Source organism: Clostridium sartagoforme, assembly GCF_004794105.1.
GTDB lineage: Bacteria > Bacillota > Clostridia > Clostridiales > Clostridiaceae > Clostridium > Clostridium sartagoforme_B.
The window spans coordinates 762,726-785,301 of record NZ_SRYR01000001.1 but is presented as its reverse complement, the minus strand read 5'-3'; the positions used below and the strand labels follow the sequence as shown (position 1 = coordinate 785,301).

Sequence of the window (22,576 nt, the reverse complement as noted above, 5' to 3'; positions counted from 1 at the left end):
ACACCCCTTTCTTTACTTTTTTATTTACTATTCTTCTGAAAAAATAGTATCATATGCTTCTTGCACTGCTGCAAGTTCTACTTCATCATCTATAGGTATAAGTAAATCATCTCCATCTTCATCTACTCCTACCTTTAACGCAAAGACATCTTCTTCAGTATAATCATTGTCATAAACTATAACATACTCACTCTTTTCTTCTGTCTCTGGGTTAACTATATCAAAAAATGCTACTACATTTAATTTTACTAAGTTTCCATCTTCATCATATAATTCTAATTGCTTTAAATCTTTATCCATAAAATAAACTCCTTTTTTATAATTGTAATTTTTACCTTTAAACTTGTCAATAATAATTTTCAATTGAAATTCAAAAATCATTTATTACTTAGTCTATCTAAATAACCTTGAAGTATGTAAATTGCTGCAATTTTATCTACTATTTTCTTTCTCTTTCCTCTTGATAAATCAGCCTCTAACATAGCTTTATGAGCAGCTACTGTAGTAAGTCTCTCATCCCACATTTCAACCTTAACTCCAGTGTATTCCTTTATAAGCTCTGAAAACTCTTGAACCTTTTCGCCAGATTCTCCTATAGTTCCATTCATATTTTTAGGAAGACCAATTACTATTGTTTCTACAGAATATTCAGTACAAATCTTTTTTATATCCTCAAGATCTTTTTCTTTCTTACTCCTTCTTATAGTAGTAATCCCTTGCGCAGTCCATCCTAATGGATCACTTATAGCAACTCCTATTGTTTTTGAGCCGATATCTAAACCTAATATCCTCATTTTATCTCCTTAAACACAAAGAGTGCCCGAATTAACGGGCACTCTTTATTTTATTTCTAAATAAGATTTTATAACTTCCTCAAGAATTTCGTCTCTTTCAAGTTTTCTTAGTAAAGCTCTTGCTCCGTTGTAGCTTGTAATGTAAGAAGGATCACCTGAAATAAGATATCCAACTAGTTGGTTTACTGGATTATAACCTTTTTCTTGTAACGCATTATAAACATCTGTTAGTATTGATTTAGTCAAATCTCCTTTGTTGATGCTTAAATTAAACTGCATTGTTTGATCTAAGTTATTATTCATACAATCACTGCAAATCGCAGCTCCACCTCCTTACTTATATTTAGTTAATAGTTTCCTAGTTATAGTATTTCATATACTTTTAATTCTATACAAGGTTTCTTAAATTAATTATATTATAACTCATAAAACTTTAAAAGTATATAAGTTGTAATAAATATTATTATTTAATATTTATATATATTTTATGTCTAACCACTTTAAGTAATAAAATTCGTGCTTTAACTAACTATAAATGTTAAATAATCTATGCTTTAAGCCACATTACTTTACTTAATAATTATCTTTACTTTTAATTATATAAAACTACATAATATAGATAACTAATTAAACAATAAATACTACTTTACTAAAGAATCTACTACTTCATATGCTTTTTCTACTGCTGTTTTGATATTTTCTGGATTCTTACCACCAGCTTGCGCCATATCTGGTCTTCCTCCACCACCGCCTCCAACAATAGAAGCTACTTCTTTAATTATCTTACCGCAATGAACACCCTTATCTAGCACATCCTTAGTAGACATAGCTATTAAGTTAACCTTACCACCTACATTACTAAATAGTATTACAACACCACTTGATAATTTATTTCTAACCTTATCTCCAAGATCTCTTAAAGCATTTCCATCTATACCTTCAACTCCATAAGAAGCTACTTTAACGCCCTTTATTTCTCTTACTGAAGTCAATATTTCATCTTCTACTCCAGAAGCTAACTTACTTTTAAGTTCTGTAATTTCTTTTTCCTTTTCCTTAATTTCAGCACCTTGAGCTACAATCTTTTTAACTACATCTTTTTCACCACATTTTAATGCTGTGCAAGCTTCTTTTAGCAATCTTTGCTTATCTTCAAGATATTTTATAGCATTTATTCCAGTAACAGCTTCTATTCTTCTAATCCCTGCTGCAACCCCTGCTTCTGAAATTATTTTAAATAAACCAATTTCACCAGCATTGTTAACATGAGTACCACCACATAATTCCTTAGAGAATTCTCCAACACTTACAACTCTAACTTTATCGCCATACTTATCATCAAATAATGCCATAGCACCTGATTCCTTAGCTTCATCTAAAGTCATTAAATCAGTATCCACATTAAAGACTTCCATAATTTTCACGTTAACTAAGTCTTCTAACTTTTGAATTTCCTCTTCTGTTAATGCCTTAAAGTGAGCAAAGTCAAATCTTAGTCTTTCATCATCAACATAAGAACCTGCTTGATTAACATGCTTTCCTACAACTTGCTTTAAAGCTTCATGTAACATATGTGTTGCAGTATGATTCTTAGCTATATAACTTCTTCTTATTAAATCTATCTTAAGCGTAGCTTCATCATTTACTTTAATAGTTCCTTCATTAACCTTAACATAGTGAATAGTTTTTCCTCCAACATTTTTCTTAGTATCGTAAACGTAAGCTTCACCAGTTGAAGTTTTTATAGTTCCCTTATCTCCAACTTGACCACCCATTTCAGCATAGAAAGGAGTTTTTTCAGTAACTATATAACCTTTTTCACCTTTTGATAATTCTGAAACAAAGTCATTATCATTTGCTAAAATTACTATATTTGAATTAACTTCAACATTTGTATATCCAACAAATTCTGTATTTATAGAAGCATCTATCTTATTAATTGGACTTTCATCACTTCCCATATAAGATGATTCTCCTCTAGCACTTCTAGCTCTTTGTCTTTGTTCTTCCATTTCTTTTTTAAAAGCTTCATGGTCTACTTTAAGTCCCTTTTCTTCTAAGATTTCTTCAGTTAATTCAATAGGGAATCCATAAGTATCATATAATTTAAAGGCTTTTTCTCCCTTTAATACATCTTCATTCGAAGCTTTCATTTCTTCAATATAGTCATTTAAAATAACCATTCCTGAATCTATAGTTTCATTAAATCTTTCTTCTTCTAAAGAAACTATTTTTTCAATATACTCTTTATTTTCTTTTAATGCTGGGTATGCATCGCCATAGTTTGCAACAACGGATTCAACTATTTCAGTTAAGAATAATCCCTTAATTCCAAGTAATCTTCCATGTCTAGCAGCTCTTCTTAGAAGTCTTCTTAATACATATCCTCTTCCTTCATTACTTGGTTGAACCCCATCTGAAATAAGCATAGTTACTGATTTAACGTGGTCTGTAATTATTCTAAGGGAAACATCCTTTGAAGGGTTTTCTCCATACTTAACATTAGAAAGTTCTGCTACTTTATTTAATATATTTTTAACTGTATCTATTTCAAATATATTATCTACACCTTGCATTATAGTAGCTATTCTTTCAAGACCCATTCCTGTATCTATATTAGGATTTGCTAATCTATTGTAGTTACCTTCTTCATCCTTATCAAATTGTGTAAATACTAAGTTCCAGAATTCCACTACTCTATCTTCATCACTAGCCTTTACAAAGTCATCAACATTAGTAATAACTCCTTCACCTCTATCAAAGTGAATTTCAGTACACGGCCCACAAGGTCCAACCCCTATTTCCCAGAAGTTATCTTCTTTTCCTAATCTAAATATTCTATTTGGATCTACATCTGTTTTTTTACACCAAATATCAAATGCTTCATCATCTTCTAAATAAATAGTAACATATAATTTATCCTTAGGTATTTGTAGTGTTTCAGTAATAAACTCCCAAGACCAAGGAATAATTTCTTCTTTAAAATAATCTCCAAAAGAAAAGTTACCAAGCATTTCAAAGAAAGTACCATGTCTTGATGTTTTACCTACATTTTCAATATCTCCAGTTCTAATACACTTTTGACATGTAGTAATTCTCTTTCTTGGTGGTTCTTGAAGACCAGTAAAATACGGCTTAAGTGGAGCCATACCTGCATTTATTAATAATAATGATTTATCATTTTTCGGAACTAGAGGAAAACTCTCTAATCTTAAATGATCTTTACTTTCAAAAAATTTTAAATAAGCTTCTCTAAGCTCATTAGTTCCTATAAACTTCATATTCTTACCTCCATTTTATCTTTTTTAATATATAAAAGGTGAGTTTAATTCCTAGAGAATAAAAAAAGTTTCCGCCCCTCCAAAAAAGGGACGAAAACATAAATTCCGCGGTACCACCCTAATTATGCAAAATAAAAAATTTGCATCACTTAGTTTAAATAGCTCCAAGATAGCTTCAATATATTATATAAGAAGTTCTCACCATCCACTTCCTCTCTGAATATATAGATTATATTTACTCATTCTCTTCACAGCTATATATTAAATTTTCTTATTTTCAATGAAATTATAGTTTATTTCTTAATATATGTCAATTACTTTGTTTTAAAATAAATAATCGTTAATATCCTCATAAATAACCTTTATTATTACACCAATAGGAACTGCAATTATCATACCTACAAATCCTCCTAGTTTTTCACCTATTAAAAGCAATATGATTATAATTATAGGATGCATATTAGTACTATCACCTGTTATTTTAGGAGATAATATATTTCCTTCTATCTGCTGTATTAAAAACACAACTAAGGCTGTTAATAAAGCCTTCTTCGGTGAAGAAATAAATGCTACAAATACAGCTGGTAATCCACCAATTATAGGACCAAAATAAGGTATTATATTAAGAATACCATTGAATATCCCAAGTGGTATAGCAAAATTAACTCCTAAAATAAGGAGTGCTATACTAGTTATTACGCCTATAATTAAAGATAAAAATAACTGACTTACTATATATCTACTTAAAACTTTATCAATATGAGTTAAAACCTTTTTTATTACTATTCTTTTTTCTGTAGGCAGTATAAGCAATAGTTTATGAAATAATAATTCCCCATCAACTAAAAAATAATAAGTAACTATAGGTATTATCGCTAAGGATATAATATTCTCGATTCCCTCTAAAATATTAGTTAAAAAACTCTCAGAAAAAGTAACCAAGAAAGTATTTAATTTTTCATTTATAATCACATATATATTTTTTAAGAATTCTATATCATTTATCTTAAGCTTAGAGTATAAGCTATCAATATAGTCATCTATATTACCAATAATATCACCAATATTGTTACTCTCTTTTAATATGCTTGGAATTAATATATATAGAAATATTCCAACAATTATAAATATCCCTAAAATAATAAATATAGATGCTGCTCTTTTATTTAGTTTAATCCTTTCAGTTAAAATATTTCGTATTGGCTTTAATGAGTAAGAAAAAATTAAGCTTATCAAAATAATATTTACTACACTATTTATGGTTTTGATCTTAAAATAAAGTATAAATATTAGAAATACTGACAGGATTAATATTATGAAATTTATTATTTTTTTATTTTTCTTATAACTAAACATATCTTTTCTTTCTTGGAAGGGTCTTTAGTTTCACCTCATTATTTCCATAGTACAAAATAAAATCTTCTCCTAAAATACACTCCTTATGCAGTAAAATATCTTTCCCTTTAAAAATTCTATCAAAAATTCCTGAACTAATAATTAGTCCTTTAATTGAATAGTCTCTTTTCTCTATAATTAAATCTTCTAAAATTCCTAGTATGCTATTATTCCTATCTCTAACGTCAATATCTTTTATTTCTTTAAAAGATATCCCTTTTTTTATACTTAATTCCTTTATTATCATTACATCTTCAATTGTCAATATATTTGAAGCTTCAATAAAATTTTTCTTACTAAAAAACTTATAGTTAGAAATTGAAAATCCTTTTATTAACCCATTACTAAAATCTATAAATACATCATCAATTACCCCTAAGTACTTCCCCCTTAAATCATAAACCTTTAGCAAATAAAAATCCTTAGTCTTTAACATAGTATCACCCTCCTATAAACCCTAAATATATTATTTCCTAAAGGCAAAAAAAAATTCCCATATTTTAAAATATAGGAATTTTTTATTTATATTATATTTTCTATTACTCCACCACCAATTACTAAATTGCCATCATAAAATACAACTGATTGCCCCTTAGTAATTGCTCTTTGTTTATCTTTAAAAGAAACTTTAACTTTTCCATCTTCTAATGGTGTTAAAATAGCCTCTGCAGGTCTTGCTAGATATCTAACCTTAGCATAGACAGTTATTTCTTTATCTAATTTGTCAAAAGGAATAAAGTTAACATCCTTAGCTACTAAATCAGTTTTAAATACATCCTCTTCAGGGCCTACTATAACTTCATTAGTATTAGGATTGATATCTGTAACAAAAACAGGATAACCTAAAGCTAAACCAAGTCCTTTTCTTTGACCTATAGTATAATATACTATACCTTTATGCTTACCTAAAACATTACCATTCTTATCAACAAAATTCCCTTGCTTTACTTCATTAGGTCTAACTAAAGTAATAAACTTTCCATGATTATTATCTGGTATAAAGCATATTTCTTCACTATCCTTTTTATTATGAACAGCTAAACCTATTTCCTTTGCAATTTCCCTAATTTTATCCTTAGTGTAATTTCCACAAGGCATCAAAGTTTGACTTAATTGTTCTTGAGTAAAGTTATATAAAGCATAAGTTTGATCTTTTTTATCATCATCTGCCTTAATTAAAAGATGTCTTCCATCTTCATTTTTTTCTATTTTAGCATAATGACCTGTTGCTACGAAATCAGCACCAATCCCTTTAGCTCTTCTTAAAAATTCATCAAACTTAATATGCTTATTACAAGCAATACATGGATTTGGAGTCTTTCCTTCCATATATTCTTGAACAAAATAATCAATTACTTTTTCCTTAAAGGATTCTTTAAAATTAAGTACGTAAAAAGGTATTCCTAGTTTATCAGCAACTCTTCTAGCATCTTCTACAGAAGAAAGTGAACAACATCCACCTTCCCTTTCAACGTAATCTTCTGATTCGTCATCAAAGTGCTTCATAGTTACACCAATAACATCGTAACCTTGTTCTTTTAAAAGATATGCAGCAACAGAGCTATCAACTCCGCCACTCATACCTACTACTACTTTTTTCTTCATTTTATTTCCTATTCTTCACCGTGGATATGATCATGAATATCATCATGTTCTTCAAAATCCCAAAGCTCTAAACCTGCATTGTTTCTATAGTCGTTAATTGCTTTATGTATAGCTTCTTCAGCAAGTACTGAACAATGCATTTTTACAGGTGGAAGTCCATCTAACGCTTCTGCAACTGCTTTGTTAGATAATTCCCAAGCTTCTTCCACAGTCTTTCCTATTATTAATTCTGTTGCCATTGATGATGATGCAATGGCAGATCCGCATCCAAAAGTCTTAAACTTTGCATCCTTAATTATATTATCTTCGATTTTTAAATAAACCTTCATTATATCACCGCATTTGGCGTTACCAACTTCTCCAACACCACTTGCATTTTCAATTTCCCCTACATTTCTTGGATTTCTGAAATGATCCATAACCTTATCGCTGTACATCATAATATTTTTCTCCCTTCTTTAAAAAGTCTTCCCATAATGGAGACATATCTCTTAATCTTTTGATAATTGGTGGAACAACTTCTAAAACATAATCTACATCTTCTTCAGTTGATCCATCACCTAAAGTTAATCTTAATGATCCATGTGCTAATTCATGTGGTAGTCCTATTGCTAATAATACATGTGATGGATCTAAAGATCCTGATGTACAAGCACTTCCACTTGAAGCACATATCCCTTCAAAATCTAAAGAAAGTAATATTGATTCACCTTCTATAAATTCAAAAGTTATATTTGCATTTCCTGGTAATCTCATATCCCCTCTAGGTCCATTTAATCTAGTATGAGGTACCTTTAAAAGTCCATCTATTAATTTATCTCTAAGAAAAGTCATTTTCTTATTATGCTCTTCTAAGTTCTCAGTAGCAAGTTCTATAGCTTTTCCAAGTCCAACTATTGAAGCAGTATTTTCTGTTCCTGCTCTTCTAGCTCTTTCTTGTCCGCCTCCATGAATTAAATTATCTATTCTTACACCTTTTCTAATATATAAAGCACCTGTTCCCTTTGGTCCATAAATTTTATGTCCAGCAAGAGATAAAAGGTCAATGTTCATTTCTTTAACATCGATTGCTATATTTCCAACTGCTTGAACTGCATCTGTATGGAATAATACTTTTCTTTCCCTACAGATTGCTCCTATTTCTTTTACAGGCTGAATAGTTCCTATTTCATTATTTGCAAACATAATAGAAACTAATATAGTCTTGTCAGTTATAGCATTTTTTAGTTCTTCTAAGTCTATAAAGCCTTCTTTATCTACATTTAAATAAGTAACTTCAAAACCTTGTTTTTCTAAATATTCACAAGTGTGAAGCACTGCATGATGTTCAACCTTAGTTGTAATTATATGATTTCCTTTTTTTCTATGAGCTGAAGCAACTCCCTTAATAGCCCAGTTATCTGCTTCTGAACCACCTCCAGTAAAGTAAACTTCACTTACATCACAGTTTAAAGCCTTAGAAACTCTATTTCTAGCCTTATCTATAGCCATTTTAGTTTCTCTTGAAATCCCATAAAAAGATGATGGATTACCATACTTTTCAGTAAAGAAAGGCATCATTTCATCTAAAACTTCTGGCTTAACATATGTTGTTGCTGCATAGTCCATATAAACATTTTTCATCTTTACTCGCTCCTCTTAACAAACTTAATGGATTCACTTTCAAACTTCATCCTATTATAATCATCTACAATATCTTGAAGGGTTATGCTTTCCATTACTTCATCTATACTGTTTTTTATTTTTTCCCATAACAATCTAGTAGCACAAAAATCTATATTATCACAGTCAGCTCCTTCAATGCATTCAGCAATTTCAACCGGACCTTCTAATACATACATTACATCTGCTACTGTAATATCTTTTGGAGCACTATTTAGTACATATCCACCTTGAGCTCCTCTTATACTTTTTATAATTTTTGCTTTTCTAAGAGGTGAAAATAACTGCTCTAAATAATATTCAGATATATTTTGTCTTTGAGATATAGTTTTTATAGAAACGGGGGCATCTCCATAGTGCATTGCAAGGTCTACCATAGCCTTGACCCCATATCTACCCTTAGTAGAAAGCTTCATTTTTCTTCCCCCTTTAAAGTTTACTATTTTACTAGTATTTACTCAAATATCTTATCAAAATGCTCTGATATTGTCAATAATCATAAATCCTAGTCTTTACCCTTTTAATCTAATATATGAAGCTGTCGCGGAAACAGCCTAAATTAAGAATTGAAAATTAAAAATGAAGAATTATTGATGTAATTCTTGTAGAATTACTAAAATCAATTTCTTTTCAAAACTCTTTAGGTAGTTTTTTCATCAATTTTTCATTGTTCATTCTTAATTTTTCATTGTGCAACAGCACCTTACATATGAACTAACTTAATATATTGTAGAAATTTTATTACAACTTATATAGTTAAATTATGATTATTTAGAATTATTTATTATAGTATTCCAATATTGTTTTAAGCTATCTTCATACTTGTTACTTTGAGGCTCATAATATTTACTTCCTTCTAAATTGTCAGGCAAATACTGCTGTTTAATATAATGATTTTCATAATCATGTGGGTATTTGTAACCACCTACTCCTAAACTTTTAGCTCCAGAATAATGAGCATCTTTTAAATGATTTGGTACATCTCCTACATTTTTATTATCCAAATCAGATAATGCCCTAGATATAGCTTTATATGCACTATTTGACTTTGGTAGTGTTGCTAAATATATTACAAGCTCTGATAGTATTAATGATGCTTCTGGAAATCCAACTTTTAAGGCAAGTTCAATACCAGAGTTCACAACAGATAAAGCATTTGGATGTGCAAGTCCTATATCTTCTGCTGCAATAATACTAATTCTTCTTATTATCGCTTGTAAATTACCTGATTTAATAAGCCTTGCTAAATAGTGAATAGCTGCATCTGGATCACTTCCTCTTATACTCTTTTGAAGTGCACTTAAGAAATTATAATACTCATCTCCACTAGCATCAGCTCTAATATGAGATTGATTTAACTCCTCAATGTATTCAACAGTTATATTTTTAATCTTATTTAATTGGGAATTAATACATAATTCTAATACATTATAAGCTTTTCTATAATCACCTTGTGAAATATCTGCAATATACTTTAAAGCTTCTATAGTATAATTAACTTCAATATCTTCATTTACTAGTTTTTTTATTGCTTTTTCAAGTCCTTCTAATATTTCTTCTAACTTTAATGACTGAAACTGAAAAATATTACACCTACTTAATATAGCTTTATGTATAGCAAAATAAGGATTTTCAGTAGTACTAGCAATTAAAGTTACTCTTCCATTTTCAATAAACTCTAAAAGTGCTTGTTGTTGCTTTTTACTAAAATGTTGAAGCTCATCTATATAGATAACCACTCCATTATAATTTAGTAAACTATCTAAACTATTAGTTATTTCTTGAATATCTTTAACTGATGCTGTAGTTGCATTTAATTTATAGAATTTTTTATCACTATAATTTGCCATAATATTAGCAAGTGTGGTTTTTCCTGTTCCTGGTGGTCCATACAAAATACAATTAGGTATTCTTTTACTAATTATTAAATTATATAAGGGTTTCCCCTTAGCTATTATATTTTTTTGACCTATAAAATCTTCTAATTTTTCAGGTCTCATAATCTCTGCAAGTGGTTTCATAATATTCACCCTCTTCTTAATAGTTTATCCCATCGCTACCATTGCTAACACTCCCCCTTCTACAAGTGGGAGCTAAGCACTGCTACGCACATATATTAGTTCTTCTAACCTTCAGGTAGAGTAAGCATCCTGTACTCTGTGAAAGTGATTCACACAAAATACAAGATTTTTGTTCTCTACTTTTTAAGAAAACTCCATCTAAAGATAAAAATCACTTTATTTAAAGCCTTCATTTAATTCCTTTGCTTTTTCTAAATTTTCATACTCAGTTAATCCTTCAATATAAAATTCACCATCTTTTTCTTTAACTATAACCTCTAAAGGTATATCTTCTCCTATAGCCTCATCACTACCTTCTTCACTACCATCTTCATTTTTATGAACTTCTAATCCCCTAGCTTTTATATTTAATAGCATATAGACTTTATACTTTTCACCATCTTTAGAAGTATTAACAACCTTACTTTCATATTCTTCTATAGTTGAATCACCTATATATAATGAATAATACTCCTTATAATTGCAAACATAAAAATTCTTCTCACTAATATGCTTCTTCATAGTTTCATCATATCCATTTTCATAAGATAAAACTAAATCTATAGCTTCTTTAATTTCCTTTTCTGTTTTAGAAGTAATACTTGTAGAATTACTACAACCAACTAAAACTATAATTTGAATAATTACCAATATAATAAACGAGAAATATCTTTTTTTCATATACGCCTCCACATTTAATAAATTTATACATTATTTCATCTATTTAAATAATATCATAAACATAATAAAACTATGTATAATTTTATTATAAAATGAAAAAATGATATCTCAATTTAACTTGAGATATCATTTTTATATAGTTTAAATATTATTTTTTCTTATTTTCTTTTTTTGCTTCTTTAGTCTTTGGACCTTCAAAAGCTTTTATATACATTTCTTTTAATTCACTCATTAATGGGTATCTTGGATTAGCACCTGTACATTGGTCATCAAATGCTTGCTCTACCATTTCGTCTAAAGTTTCATAGAATTTAGTTTCTGAAACTCCAGCTTCTTTTATAGTTTTTGGCATATTAACCTTAGCTTGTAGTTCTTCTACTGCTTTAATTAATAGTTCAACTTTTTCTTCTTCAGTCTTTCCACCTAATCCAAGATGATCTGCAATTCTAGCATATCTCCATGCTGCATTTGGATATTTGTATTGAGCAAATGCTGCTTGCTTAGTTGGAGCATCAGCTGCATTAAATCTTATAACTTCATTCATTAATAATGAGTTAGCCATACCATGTGGTAAGTGATGGAATGCACCTAGTTTATGAGCCATTGAGTGATTAATTCCTAGGAAAGCATTTGAGAATGCCATACCAGCCATACATGATGCATGAGCCATTTTTTCTCTAGCTTTTACATTAGTTGTTCCTTCATTAAATGCATCTGGTAAATACTTAAATACTAATCTTATAGCTTCTAAAGCTAAACCATTAGTGTATTCAGAAGCCATTATTGAAACATATGCTTCTATTGAGTGAACTAATACGTCAATACCTGCACAAGCAGTTAATCCCTTTGGAGAAGTCATCATAAGTTCAGCATCAACTATTGCCATATCTGGAGTTAGTTCATAATCAGCAAGTGGATATTTAACTCCTGTAGTTTCATCAGTAATAACAGCAAATGGTGTTACTTCTGAACCTGTTCCTGCTGAAGTAGCAATTGAAACCATCATAGCTTTTTCACCCATTGTTGGGAACTTGTATATTCTCTTTCTAATATCCATAAATGTCATAGCTAAGTCATGGAAATTAACTTCTGGATGTTCATACATTACCCACATAATCTTAGCAGCATCCATTGCAGATCCACCACCAAGTGCAATAACTACATCTGGATTGAAGTCTAACATTTCTTTAGCTCCAGCTCTTGCACATCTAAGTGTTGGATCTGGTTCTACGTCTGAGAATATTTTAAATTGTATTCCGTTTCTTTCTAATACTTCAGTAACCTTGTTAGTGTATCCCATATCAAATAATACTTTATCAGTTACTATAAATGCTTTCTTTTTACCCATATCTCTTAACTCTTCAAGAGCAACTGGTAAACAACCATATTTGAAGTAAACTTTTTCTGGAACTCTAAACCAAAGCATATTTTCTCTCCTTTCAGCTATGCTCTTAACGTTAATTAAGTGCTTTGGACCAACATTTTCTGAAACAGAGTTTCCTCCCCATGATCCACATCCAAGAGTTAATGATGGTGCTAGTTTAAAGTTAAATAAATCACCTATCGCTCCTTGTGATGCTGGCATATTGATTAATGTTCTAGCTGTTTTCATTTTTTCGCCAAATTGTAATATTCTATCTCTAGATTTTAATTGATCAGTATATAGGATTGAAGTATGCCCCATACCACCTAACTCTATTAATCTACCTGCCTTTTCTAAAGCTTCTTCATAAGATTTAACTTTGTACATAGCTAGGATTGGTGATAATTTTTCATGTGAAAATGGTTCTTCTAACTCTACTGATTCTACTTCCCCTATTAATACCTTAGCTGATTCTGGAACATTAATTCCTGCCATTTCAGCAATCTTATAAGCAGATTGACCAACTATATTAGCATTTAATCCACCCTTTTCATTTAAGATAACTTTTCTTACCTTATCTACTTCTTCACCTTTTAAGATATAAGCTCCTCTATTACCTAATTCCTTCTTAACTTCATCATAAACTTGTTCTAATACTACTAATGATTGTTCTGATGCACAGATAACTCCATTATCAAAAGTCTTAGAAAGAAGTATTGAGTTTACAGCCATTTTTATATGAGCTGTTTCATCTATTATTGCTGGTGTATTTCCTGCTCCAACTCCTAAAGCTGGTCTTCCTGAAGAGTAAGCAGCTTTAACCATTGCTGGACCACCTGTAGCAAGAATTATATCTGATTCTCTCATTACATTTTGAGATAATTCAACTGATGGTTCATCTATCCATCCGATTATTCCTTCTGGTGCTCCTGCTTTAACTGCAGCTTCTAAAACTATTCTAGCAGCTTCAATAGTAGCTTTCTTAGCTCTTGGGTGAGGTGAGATTATAATTGCATTTCTAGTTTTTAAAGCAATTAATGTCTTAAATATTGCTGTTGAAGTTGGGTTTGTTGTTGGAACTATTGCAGCTATAACTCCTATTGGTTCAGCTACTTTAGTAATTCCAAAAGTTTTATCTTCTTCTAAAACACCACAAGTTTTCATATCCTTATATTGATTATATATATATTCAGCTGCAAAGTGGTTTTTAATAACCTTATCTTCAACTATCCCCATTCCAGTTTCAGCAACTGCCATTTTAGCTAATTTAATTCTGTTGTCATTTGCTGCTATCGCTGCTTGTCTGAAAATCTCATCTACTTGTTCTTGAGTGTAGCTTGCAAATTTTCTTTGAGCCTCTCTTAATTCCTTAATTCTTTGAGTTAATTCTTGTGCATTTGTTACAACCATTTTAAATCCTCCTAAATAATAAGATTTATATTTTCAAATTAATTTATTACCTTGCTAAAATTTTCTTAACTTGATTACAATATCATTGTATTTCATTGTTTAATTTTTGTCAATCTTTTTTGTTAAATTTTTATCATATTTTTTCTATTTTTTTCTTTACACTTAAAAGGCTTACTTTTTTTCTATAAAGCATATATATTTTTGTATATATTTAAGTATAATTAACTTTTCTTCCTAAAATTCTTTACAGATTTTCATTTTTTTCTGACTAATCATTATATTCCGAATAAATAGATTATTAAAAATAATATACTTTATGCATAAACTACTAAATTCTACTTTATTTAAAAATAAAATTCGTTATATAAATAACAATCTCCTTTCCTCTATATTTTAACTTATTAATACTTTTCCATTTTGTTTTATAAGATATACATAAAAAATAAAAAAGCAGAGTATTTGTCATTACTACAAATACTCTACCAAAAGTTAAGCTAATAAACTTCTATCACTTAGATCATCATTTATATTAGCATCCTTAAATAAATTCATTAACTTCTCTGTAGTTAATTGAGATTTTTCATCTCCCTTAACATCTATTAATATTTCTCCTCTATGCATCATTATTAATCTATTTCCAGTCTTTATAGCTTGCTTTAAATTATGAGTAACCATCATAGTAGTAATATTAGTTTCCTTTAATATCTTTTCAGTTATCTCCATAATCTTCATAGAAGTTTTAGGATCTAAAGCTGCTGTATGCTCATCTAATAATAATAGTTTAGGTTTTGACATTACAGCCATTAACATAGTTAAAGCTTGTCTCTGTCCTCCTGATAAAAGGTTAACCTTATTATATAGCTTATCTTCTAATCCAAGGTCAAGTTCCTTTAATAACTCCTTATAATATGAAATTCTTTTTTTATTAATTCCTAAAGTTAATCCATATCTTTTTCCTTTATTATCAGCTAATGCTATATTTTCTAAAATCGTCATATTAGGAGCAACTCCTAAAGAAGGATTTTGAAAAACTCTACCTATTAATTTAGACCTCTTAAACTCATCTGCTTTAGACATATCAATACCATCTAATTCTATATATCCTGAATCACTTTGAATATTACCAGAAATAATGTTTAAAAGTGTTGACTTACCTGCTCCATTAGAACCAATAATTGATATAAAATCTCCTTCAGCTACTTCAAGATTAAAATTTGAAAAAACTTTATTTTCATTTATTGTATTTTCATTAAAGACCTTGTGCAAACCCTGAATCTTTAGCATCTAAATCACCTCCTTCTTTTTCTACAATACTACTAGTATATTTCTTTTTACTCTTAAATTTAAATACATTAGAGTTAAAGCTTAATGCAACAATAACAATAATAGCAGTCATTAACTTTAGATAATTAGGATCTAAACCCAGCTTTAATACTATAGCTATTGCTAATTTATAAATAATAGCACCTGCTATAGATAAAGTAGTAGCTTTTACAAATGTAAGCTTCTTAAATATAGAAGTACCAATTATAACTGCGGCAAGCCCCATTACTACTACTCCAGTTCCCATACCAGCATCAGCAAAACCTTGATATTGGGCAGTCAATGCTCCACTTAAAGAAACAAGTCCATTGCTTATCATAAGACCTAATATTTTAATTGAGTTCTTATTTACTCCTAAGGATGTAACAAGTTGTTCATTATCTCCTACTGCAATTAATAAACTTCCGAGCTTTGTTTTTAAGAATAAGTCAAAAACCACCTTAATTACAATAACTATTCCTATTATTATTAATATCTTAGAATTAATTCCAAATACACTTTTTGTACTAAATAAAGGTATATTAGATTTTCCCATAATCATTAAATTAATTGAATATAATCCAATCATCACTAATATTCCGGACATTAAATTTGTTATTTTAAGCTTAACATTTAAAAAAGCTGTTGTAAGTCCCGCTAAAGCCCCACCCATAGTTGCTATTACTACTGCAAGCCAGGGATTTACATCCTTAACTAAAAGTGCGGCACAAATAGCTGCTCCTAAAGGGTAAGTACCATCAACAGATAAATCAGGAAAATCTAATATCTTATAAGTTATATAGACTCCTACTGCAACAATTCCAAATAAAAAGCCTTGTTCTAATACGTTTATAATTAAATCCACTAGTTAACCCCTCCAGTTACCTTAGTAGCACTTTCTTCTATATCACTTGGCACTGTAATGTTTAATTTTTTAGCTACATCAGTATTTATAGTAATACTCATATCACTTAAAGTTGTAATTTCTATTTCCTCTGGCTTCTTTCCTTCAAAAATTTCTACAGCTTTATAAGCAGTTTCTTTTCCTAAACTAAAGTAATCAATGCCTATTGAACATAATCCACCTTTTGAAACTACTGCTTCTTCAGCCCCTAAAATAGGGATATTATTTTTAACAGCTATTTGTCCAACTAAATCATAAGCAGAAGCTACTGTATTATCAGTAGGTGTATATAAGGCATCTATATCTTTAATTACTGCTGATAAATTTTGATTTATTTCATTTACATTAGTAATACCTATTTCTTTAACAGTTATATTTAATTTACTTGCTTCAGCCTTTAAAGCATTTACTTGAACTAAAGAATTAGCTTCCGAAGTATTGTATATTACTCCTAAGGTTTTAGTATCAGGCTTTAACTTAAGCAATAAATCTAATTGCTTATCTACAGGTACCATATCTGATACTCCTGTTAAATTAGTACCTGAATTCTTCCAGTCCTTTGCTATTTCTGCTTCCACAGGGTCTGTAACTGCTGTAAATACTGTTGGAATTTCCTTAGTTGCATTATATACAGCTTGAGCTGAAGTAGTTGCTATAGCAAGTATTAAATCCTTTTTATCAGAAGTAAATTTTTGAGCTATAGTTTGAGCTGTAGGGTTGTCCCCTTGAGCATTTTGGTAATCAATCTCAATATTTTTTCCTTCTTCATATCCCTTTTCTTTAAGCCCTTCAATAAATCCTTCCCTTGCTGAATCTAAAGCAGGGTGTTGGACTAATTGACTAATTCCAATCTTATAAACTTTATCTTCATTAGATGTCTTAGATTCAGTTCTTTTACATCCAACAAAAATGCTTGTAGCAAGCATACATGCTATACCTAATGCTATTTTTCTCTTTCCTACCATGTTAACCATCCTCCTAAATATAACATTACAAATGACTATAAAACCCTCAATCCTACAATTCTTCATTTTTAACCTCTTAATAATATTAATTTATTCATCCTTGCAAATAATTAATATTATTTTTATATTATTATGAAGATTTTATTATCACTTTGATATTTATCATATAATATCATAATTACTTTTTATTGTAAATATCAAATTAACTTTTCTGTTAAATACTTTTATTATCTTACTAAATCAACAAAAAATGACTGTCAAATGACAGCCAAATTGAATTTAAATTTTATGTAATTAATTATAAATAACTTTATACCTTATATTTTATTACTTCTATAAAATTCTTCTTAAAATACAAAGATAAAACCTCAGCAAAGAAAAATATTAACTACCTATATTTCTTCTAGTTAAGTAATTCTTTATATTATGCATCCATTTTAGGAACAGCTCTATGTCCAATTCCGATAACAACTTCATCAAGATGTAATAATCCTACACTTAAAAATATACAAACACTTAAGTGTTCATCCCTTCTAGCTATTCCAATCTTTCCACCAACATTTTGTCCACTAGCTCTATTCCATACTTGCATTAAGGCATCCCTAGTAGCTCCTATTACTCCACCTTCATGCAAGTGCTCTTCTCTAATTAATCCATTTCTCTTAGATGCAACTAAGGCTCTTTCTAAAATCTTTGAAGTAGACTCATTAATATTCCCACCTATATTAACAGCTGTTGCTAATATCCCCTTTTTCTTTAGCTCAACTTTTAGTTCTTCTTCTTCCTCCCTAGATGATATTGCCATCCTTGTTGCATACTTTGCAACCTCTAAGCTTGCATTCATCAAATTATCCTCCCATCCTTCTTTTAATTATCTATGTTTCAATAAATAATTTCAATCTTGTAGTCCTATAGAATTTTAAGTAAAAACATAATTTAATAGTAAATTATATAAATTGAAAGCATGGATTTTTATATTCTTCTATAAGTTGTCCATACTTCGTAACTATCATATTTTATTCATTAGATATTACTTATTAAAATGTAAATACTATATTACAACTTATATATTACTTTATTGATTCACACTTTTCAATAAAATACTTATTTAGCTTATTAAGAGAAGTAATAAGAACTTCTTTTTCATCATCTAATAAGCCATCCATCATTTCCTTTACCATTTCATTATGAAATCTTTCGTGAAGTCTATTGGCAACCTTACCTTTTTTAGTTAATTCAACCAAAACTACTCTTCTATCTTCTTCTATCCTGCTTCTTTCAACATATCCTTTTTTTATTAATCTATTAATAGATGTAGTTAAAGTTCCAACTGTTATACCTAAATCTTGAGCTACTTCACTCATCATTCTTTTTGACTTACTACCTATTGCTTCAATAGTGTGCATTTCTCTAACTGAAAGATCAGAAAAATAACCACTCTTTAAAGTCTTTTCTTCTATTTGAAGAATTTCATTAAATATTTTTACTAATAACTCATTAACTACACTAGTTTCTTTTTGCATAATTAATTATCCCATCCTTTTTTCTATCGTTACTTAATTAAATAATAATCTAATTTTTAATAAATTTCAATTGAATATACACTTTTTAATAAAATATTTTGATAATCAAACATTTTGTGTTATTAAACCCTGAAAATATAGAGTTCAGTACTAAAACTACCTTTATTTTACTTGTAGTTTTAAATTTCCTTTAATCATTTACTATTTAATGGAAATAGTCTATTATTTAATTATAGTCATAATTGGGAGGTTAATATTATGAATTATACAAAGGTTAAATTTGAAATATATATTCCTATTGATTTTATTGAAAAACTTAGAGAAGGAATTAACAGAACTGGAGCCCTTACTATTGGAAATTATGATAATTGTTTTTCTATTACAGAAGTAACTGGGTATTATAGACCTTTAAAAGACTCTAAGCCTTATTTAGGAAAAGTTAATTCTTTATCTATTGAAAAAGAAGCTAAGATGGAATTTAGATGTCAAAAAGATTTAGCTTTAGAAGTAATAAACGTAATTAAAGAAATGCATCCTTATGAAGAACCAGTCTATAACATAATCCCAGTAATAAACTAATGTAATAAAATGCGAAGCATTTTATTACTGAAAGAATGAAAAAATTAAAAAATAAAAGAATATCTAAAAAAATCCTTACAGATTTTTAGGAAATCTTTGAAACAAAAGAGGTTTTGCATTGCAAAACCTCTTCCTTCATTTTTTAATTCTTTCATTCCTTAATTTTTTCATTTAAAATGCTTTGCATTTTAAAATTACTTTCATTATAATGAACCTTTTTAAAAATTATAGAATATTTTAATATAAACAGTAATTTTAGAGGTAAAAATAATGAAAGTTGTTGTAATTGGCGGAGGCTTTGCAGGATGTCAAGCTGCTATTCAAGCAAGAAAAATGAAAGCTGATGTTCATATTATTGAAAGATCAGATATGCTACTAGGTGTAGGTAATGTAGGTGGCATAATGAGAAATAACGGAAGATTTACTGCCGCTGAAGAATTAATAAATGTTGGTGCTGGTGAAATTATTGATATTATGGATGCTTTAGCTCTTCATACTAATGTTGATTTTTCAGGTCATAAGCATGCTAGCTTAACTGATATAGGAAAGGCTGAACCTATAATAAGAAGATATATAGAATCTCTTGGAATAAACATTCATTTTAAAGCAAGAGCAGTAAATGTTTTATTAGAAGATAATTCTATTAAAAGCATTAAGTTAGCTGATGGTACTTTTATTCATGGAGATGTATTTGTAGAAACTACAGGATCTACCGGCTCTATGAGTAATTGTAATAAATATGGTAATGGATGTTCCATGTGTATATTAAGATGCCCTACTTTTGGTAGTAGAGAAAGTTTAAGCTTAAAGGCAGGAATTAAAGATATTATAGGTGAAAGATCTAATGGCACTCCAGGAGCTATGAGTGGTTCTTGTGAAATGCCTAGAGAATCTTTATCAGATGAACTTTTAGAGGAGTTATGTATTAAAGGAGTAGCTACTCTACCTATACCTAAAGAAGATATAAATTTAGATAAATTAAGCCAAAAGGTATGTCAGCAATATGCTCTTAAAGAATTTGCAGAGAATGTTATTCTCTTAGACACTGGACATATTAAGCTAATGACATCTTATTACCCTATAGAAAAACTAAGAAAGATAAAAGGTCTTGAAAATGCAAGATATATTGATCCATTATCAGGAGGTACTTCTAATTCCATCAGATATCTAGCATCAAGTCCTAGGGATAATACAATGAAGGTACTTGGCTTAAATAATATGTTTTGTGCTGGAGAAAAATCAGGATTTTTCGTAGGCCATACTGAAGCAATAGCAACTGGAGCTTTAGCTGGATATAATGCTGTAAAACTTATTTTAGGTGAAGATTTGTTAACATTACCTAGAGAAACCTCAATAGGGGATATTATTGCTTACGCAAATGAAACCTTAGAAATAGAAAATGGTAAAAGCATAAGACATACCTTCTCAGGTGGTGAATACTTTGACAGGATGAAGGAATTAAATTTATATACTATAGATAAAGAAGAAATTAAGGCTAGGGTTAAATCTCTATCATTAATTGGAATATTCAACCCTAGATAGAATCAATAATTACTATAAAAAAATGTACTAATTTATAAGAAATTAATTTCTTACATTAAAAAAGAAACTCCAGTGAAATTCTGGAGTTTCTTTTAATATCTCTAATTATTAACCGTTAATTGCAAGTTTTATTGCCCCTGTTGGACACTTCTTAGTACAAATTTGACAGTTAACACACTTATCATAATCTACTTTAGCAAGGTTATTAGTTACATGAACTGCATCCTTTGGACAGTTTCTTTCACATAACTTACATCCTATACAAGCAGATGAACAATTTTCCTTAACATGTCTTCCTATTTCAATGTTATTACACTCAACTCTTACCTTCTTAGATACAGGCACAGATTCAATTAGTCCTTTTGGACATATATTAATACATGCTCCACAGTTTGTACATTTGTCTACATTTACTTTTGCAACACCATTAACTATATCTAATGCTCCAAATTCACATACGCTTACACATGTTCCAAGTCCTAAACATCCATAAGAACATGATTTAGCTCCACCATCTATCATTAATGAAGCAGTAAGACAATCTGTAACCCCTTCTAATTCATATCTATTCTTAGCTGAGTCGCAATCTCCGTTACACTTAACATAAGCAGTCATTTTTTCAGCTGCATCTACTGATATTCCTAATACTTCTCCAATATCAGATGCTGTTTTAGCTCCACCTACTGAACAAAGGTTAGGCTTAGCCCCTTCCATTACTACTGCTTCTGCATAAGCATCACAACCAGCAAATCCACAACCACCACAGTTAGCACCTGGTAAACATTCTCTTAATTTAGGTATTTTAGGATCAACCTTTACTTCAAAAGCCTTTGATGCAAAACCTAAAAGCACTCCAAAAACTAATCCTAATACTCCTAAGCTTAAAGTTGCATATAAAATATTCATATTAACCCTCCCTTAGTGTATTAATCCTTGGAATCCTAAAAAGGCAATTGACATTAATGCTGCTGTAAATAATGTAATTGGTAACCCTCTTAGAACAACAGGTATGTTTTCATTATTATCTATTCTTTCTCTAATAAATGCTAAAAGAACTATAGATAGCATATATCCTGATGATGCTCCTAATCCGTTAACTACAGATTCTATAAATGTATATCCCTCTTGTATATTAAGAGTAGCCATACCTAGAACTGCACAGTTAGTAGTAATAAGTGGTAGATATATACCTAATGCCTTATGAAGTGCTGGTGAAAGCTTCTTCATAGCCATTTCAACAAATTGAACTAAAGCAGCTATTACTAGTACATTAGCAATAGTTTTTAAATATTCAAGTTCAAATGTTACTAGTATGCCATTATAAACAAGCCATGACATAATAGATGCTAATATCATTACAAACATTACAGCAAGTCCCATTCCTATTGCTGCATCTTTTTTCTTAGAAACTCCAAGGAATGAACATATCCCTAGGAATTTAGATAGTACAAAGTTATTTACTAGCATTGCTGCTATAAAAATCATAAACAATTCCATAAGTTACACCCCT

Annotated in this window: 22 protein-coding genes and 1 other annotated feature; of the genes, 2 read left to right on the top strand and 20 right to left on the bottom strand. The window is 29.5% G+C overall.

Annotation, left to right across the window (positions count from 1 at the left end):
• Nucleotides 1-27: 27 nt before the first annotated feature.
• The 18 genes from E5347_RS03490 to E5347_RS03405 all read right to left on the bottom strand — a co-directional run bounded on the left by E5347_RS03490 (nucleotide 28) and on the right by E5347_RS03405 (nucleotide 18,945).
• Nucleotides 28-300 carry a DUF1292 domain-containing protein gene (locus E5347_RS03490; RefSeq protein ID WP_136004694.1) on the bottom strand — a complete coding sequence of 91 codons (273 nt, stop codon included), beginning with the start codon at nucleotides 298-300 and terminating at the stop codon, nucleotides 28-30.
• Nucleotides 301-377: 77 nt separating this feature from the next.
• Nucleotides 378-794 (bottom strand): Holliday junction resolvase RuvX, encoded by a 417-nt coding sequence (ruvX, locus tag E5347_RS03485; RefSeq protein WP_136004692.1) that lies wholly within the window; start codon nucleotides 792-794, stop codon nucleotides 378-380.
• Nucleotides 795-839: 45 nt separating this feature from the next.
• Complete coding sequence (locus E5347_RS03480; protein WP_136004690.1) at nucleotides 840-1,097, bottom strand: IreB family regulatory phosphoprotein; 258 nt, start codon at nucleotides 1,095-1,097, stop codon at nucleotides 840-842.
• 338 nt (nucleotides 1,098-1,435) lie between these two features.
• Complete coding sequence (gene alaS, locus E5347_RS03475; protein ID WP_136004688.1) at nucleotides 1,436-4,075, bottom strand: alanine--tRNA ligase; 2,640 nt, start codon at nucleotides 4,073-4,075, stop codon at nucleotides 1,436-1,438.
• An 83-nt stretch (nucleotides 4,076-4,158) separates the two neighbouring features.
• Nucleotides 4,159-4,336, bottom strand: a binding site (T-box leader).
• 63 nt (nucleotides 4,337-4,399) lie between these two features.
• Complete coding sequence (locus tag E5347_RS03470) at nucleotides 4,400-5,431, bottom strand: AI-2E family transporter (protein ID WP_136004686.1); 1,032 nt, start codon at nucleotides 5,429-5,431, stop codon at nucleotides 4,400-4,402.
• Nucleotides 5,424-5,906 carry a PRC-barrel domain-containing protein gene (locus tag E5347_RS03465; protein WP_136004684.1) on the bottom strand — a complete coding sequence of 161 codons (483 nt, stop codon included), beginning with the start codon at nucleotides 5,904-5,906 and terminating at the stop codon, nucleotides 5,424-5,426. The genes E5347_RS03470 and E5347_RS03465 overlap by 8 nt, the downstream gene beginning before the upstream one ends.
• 86 nt (nucleotides 5,907-5,992) lie before the next feature.
• Entirely contained in the window at nucleotides 5,993-7,075 is a 1,083-nt protein-coding gene (gene mnmA / locus E5347_RS03460) for a tRNA 2-thiouridine(34) synthase MnmA (protein ID WP_136004682.1), read from the bottom strand.
• Nucleotides 7,076-7,083: 8 nt separating this feature from the next.
• Nucleotides 7,084-7,515: a Fe-S cluster assembly scaffold protein NifU gene (nifU, locus tag E5347_RS03455; RefSeq protein ID WP_136004679.1), complete on the bottom strand. Its 432-nt coding sequence runs from the start codon at nucleotides 7,513-7,515 to the stop codon at nucleotides 7,084-7,086.
• Entirely contained in the window at nucleotides 7,499-8,698 is a 1,200-nt protein-coding gene (nifS, locus tag E5347_RS03450) for a cysteine desulfurase NifS (protein WP_136004677.1), read from the bottom strand. Before nifS ends, nifU begins: the two co-directional genes overlap by 17 nt.
• 2 nt (nucleotides 8,699-8,700) lie before the next feature.
• Entirely contained in the window at nucleotides 8,701-9,153 is a 453-nt protein-coding gene (locus E5347_RS03445; RefSeq protein ID WP_136004675.1) for an RrF2 family transcriptional regulator, read from the bottom strand.
• A gap of 351 nt (nucleotides 9,154-9,504) precedes the next feature.
• Complete coding sequence (locus tag E5347_RS03440; RefSeq protein WP_136005840.1) at nucleotides 9,505-10,758, bottom strand: replication-associated recombination protein A; 1,254 nt, start codon at nucleotides 10,756-10,758, stop codon at nucleotides 9,505-9,507.
• A 216-nt stretch (nucleotides 10,759-10,974) separates the two neighbouring features.
• Nucleotides 10,975-11,478: a hypothetical protein gene (locus E5347_RS03435; protein WP_136004674.1), complete on the bottom strand. Its 504-nt coding sequence runs from the start codon at nucleotides 11,476-11,478 to the stop codon at nucleotides 10,975-10,977.
• 148 nt (nucleotides 11,479-11,626) lie between these two features.
• On the bottom strand, nucleotides 11,627-14,251 hold the full coding sequence (gene adhE, locus E5347_RS03430; RefSeq protein ID WP_136004672.1) for a bifunctional acetaldehyde-CoA/alcohol dehydrogenase: 2,625 nt from the start codon (nucleotides 14,249-14,251) through the stop codon (nucleotides 11,627-11,629).
• A gap of 489 nt (nucleotides 14,252-14,740) precedes the next feature.
• Nucleotides 14,741-15,535, bottom strand: a complete 795-nt coding sequence (locus tag E5347_RS03425) for an ABC transporter ATP-binding protein (RefSeq protein ID WP_136004670.1) — start codon at nucleotides 15,533-15,535, stop codon at nucleotides 14,741-14,743.
• On the bottom strand, nucleotides 15,501-16,418 hold the full coding sequence (locus E5347_RS03420; protein WP_136004668.1) for an ABC transporter permease: 918 nt from the start codon (nucleotides 16,416-16,418) through the stop codon (nucleotides 15,501-15,503). Before E5347_RS03420 ends, E5347_RS03425 begins: the two co-directional genes overlap by 35 nt.
• Nucleotides 16,418-17,422 (bottom strand): ABC transporter substrate-binding protein, encoded by a 1,005-nt coding sequence (locus E5347_RS03415; protein ID WP_136004665.1) that lies wholly within the window; start codon nucleotides 17,420-17,422, stop codon nucleotides 16,418-16,420. The genes E5347_RS03420 and E5347_RS03415 overlap by 1 nt, the downstream gene beginning before the upstream one ends.
• A gap of 424 nt (nucleotides 17,423-17,846) precedes the next feature.
• The gene (locus tag E5347_RS03410) at nucleotides 17,847-18,266 is read right to left on the bottom strand and encodes a HutP family protein (protein WP_136004663.1); all 420 of its coding nucleotides are present in this window, start codon (nucleotides 18,264-18,266) and stop codon (nucleotides 17,847-17,849) included.
• Nucleotides 18,267-18,492: 226 nt separating this feature from the next.
• The gene (locus E5347_RS03405) at nucleotides 18,493-18,945 is read right to left on the bottom strand and encodes a MarR family winged helix-turn-helix transcriptional regulator (protein WP_136004661.1); all 453 of its coding nucleotides are present in this window, start codon (nucleotides 18,943-18,945) and stop codon (nucleotides 18,493-18,495) included.
• Between the two features lie 258 nt (nucleotides 18,946-19,203).
• Between E5347_RS03405 and E5347_RS03400 the strand changes: the two genes are divergently transcribed.
• A complete protein-coding gene (locus E5347_RS03400; RefSeq protein ID WP_136004658.1) occupies nucleotides 19,204-19,524 on the top strand; it encodes a cytochrome C biogenesis protein in 321 nt (106 codons plus the stop codon).
• A 270-nt stretch (nucleotides 19,525-19,794) separates the two neighbouring features.
• Nucleotides 19,795-21,066, top strand: coding sequence for an FAD-dependent oxidoreductase (locus tag E5347_RS03395; protein ID WP_136004656.1), 1,272 nt, complete (start codon nucleotides 19,795-19,797; stop codon nucleotides 21,064-21,066).
• Between the two features lie 108 nt (nucleotides 21,067-21,174).
• Here E5347_RS03395 and E5347_RS03390 read toward each other — a convergent pair whose 3' ends face one another.
• Together E5347_RS03390 and E5347_RS03385 are read right to left on the bottom strand one after the other, a co-directional pair.
• On the bottom strand, nucleotides 21,175-21,972 hold the full coding sequence (locus tag E5347_RS03390; protein ID WP_136004654.1) for an RnfABCDGE type electron transport complex subunit B: 798 nt from the start codon (nucleotides 21,970-21,972) through the stop codon (nucleotides 21,175-21,177).
• Between the two features lie 12 nt (nucleotides 21,973-21,984).
• Nucleotides 21,985-22,563 carry an electron transport complex protein RnfA gene (locus E5347_RS03385; RefSeq protein ID WP_136004652.1) on the bottom strand — a complete coding sequence of 193 codons (579 nt, stop codon included), beginning with the start codon at nucleotides 22,561-22,563 and terminating at the stop codon, nucleotides 21,985-21,987.
• Nucleotides 22,564-22,576 lie beyond the last annotated feature (13 nt).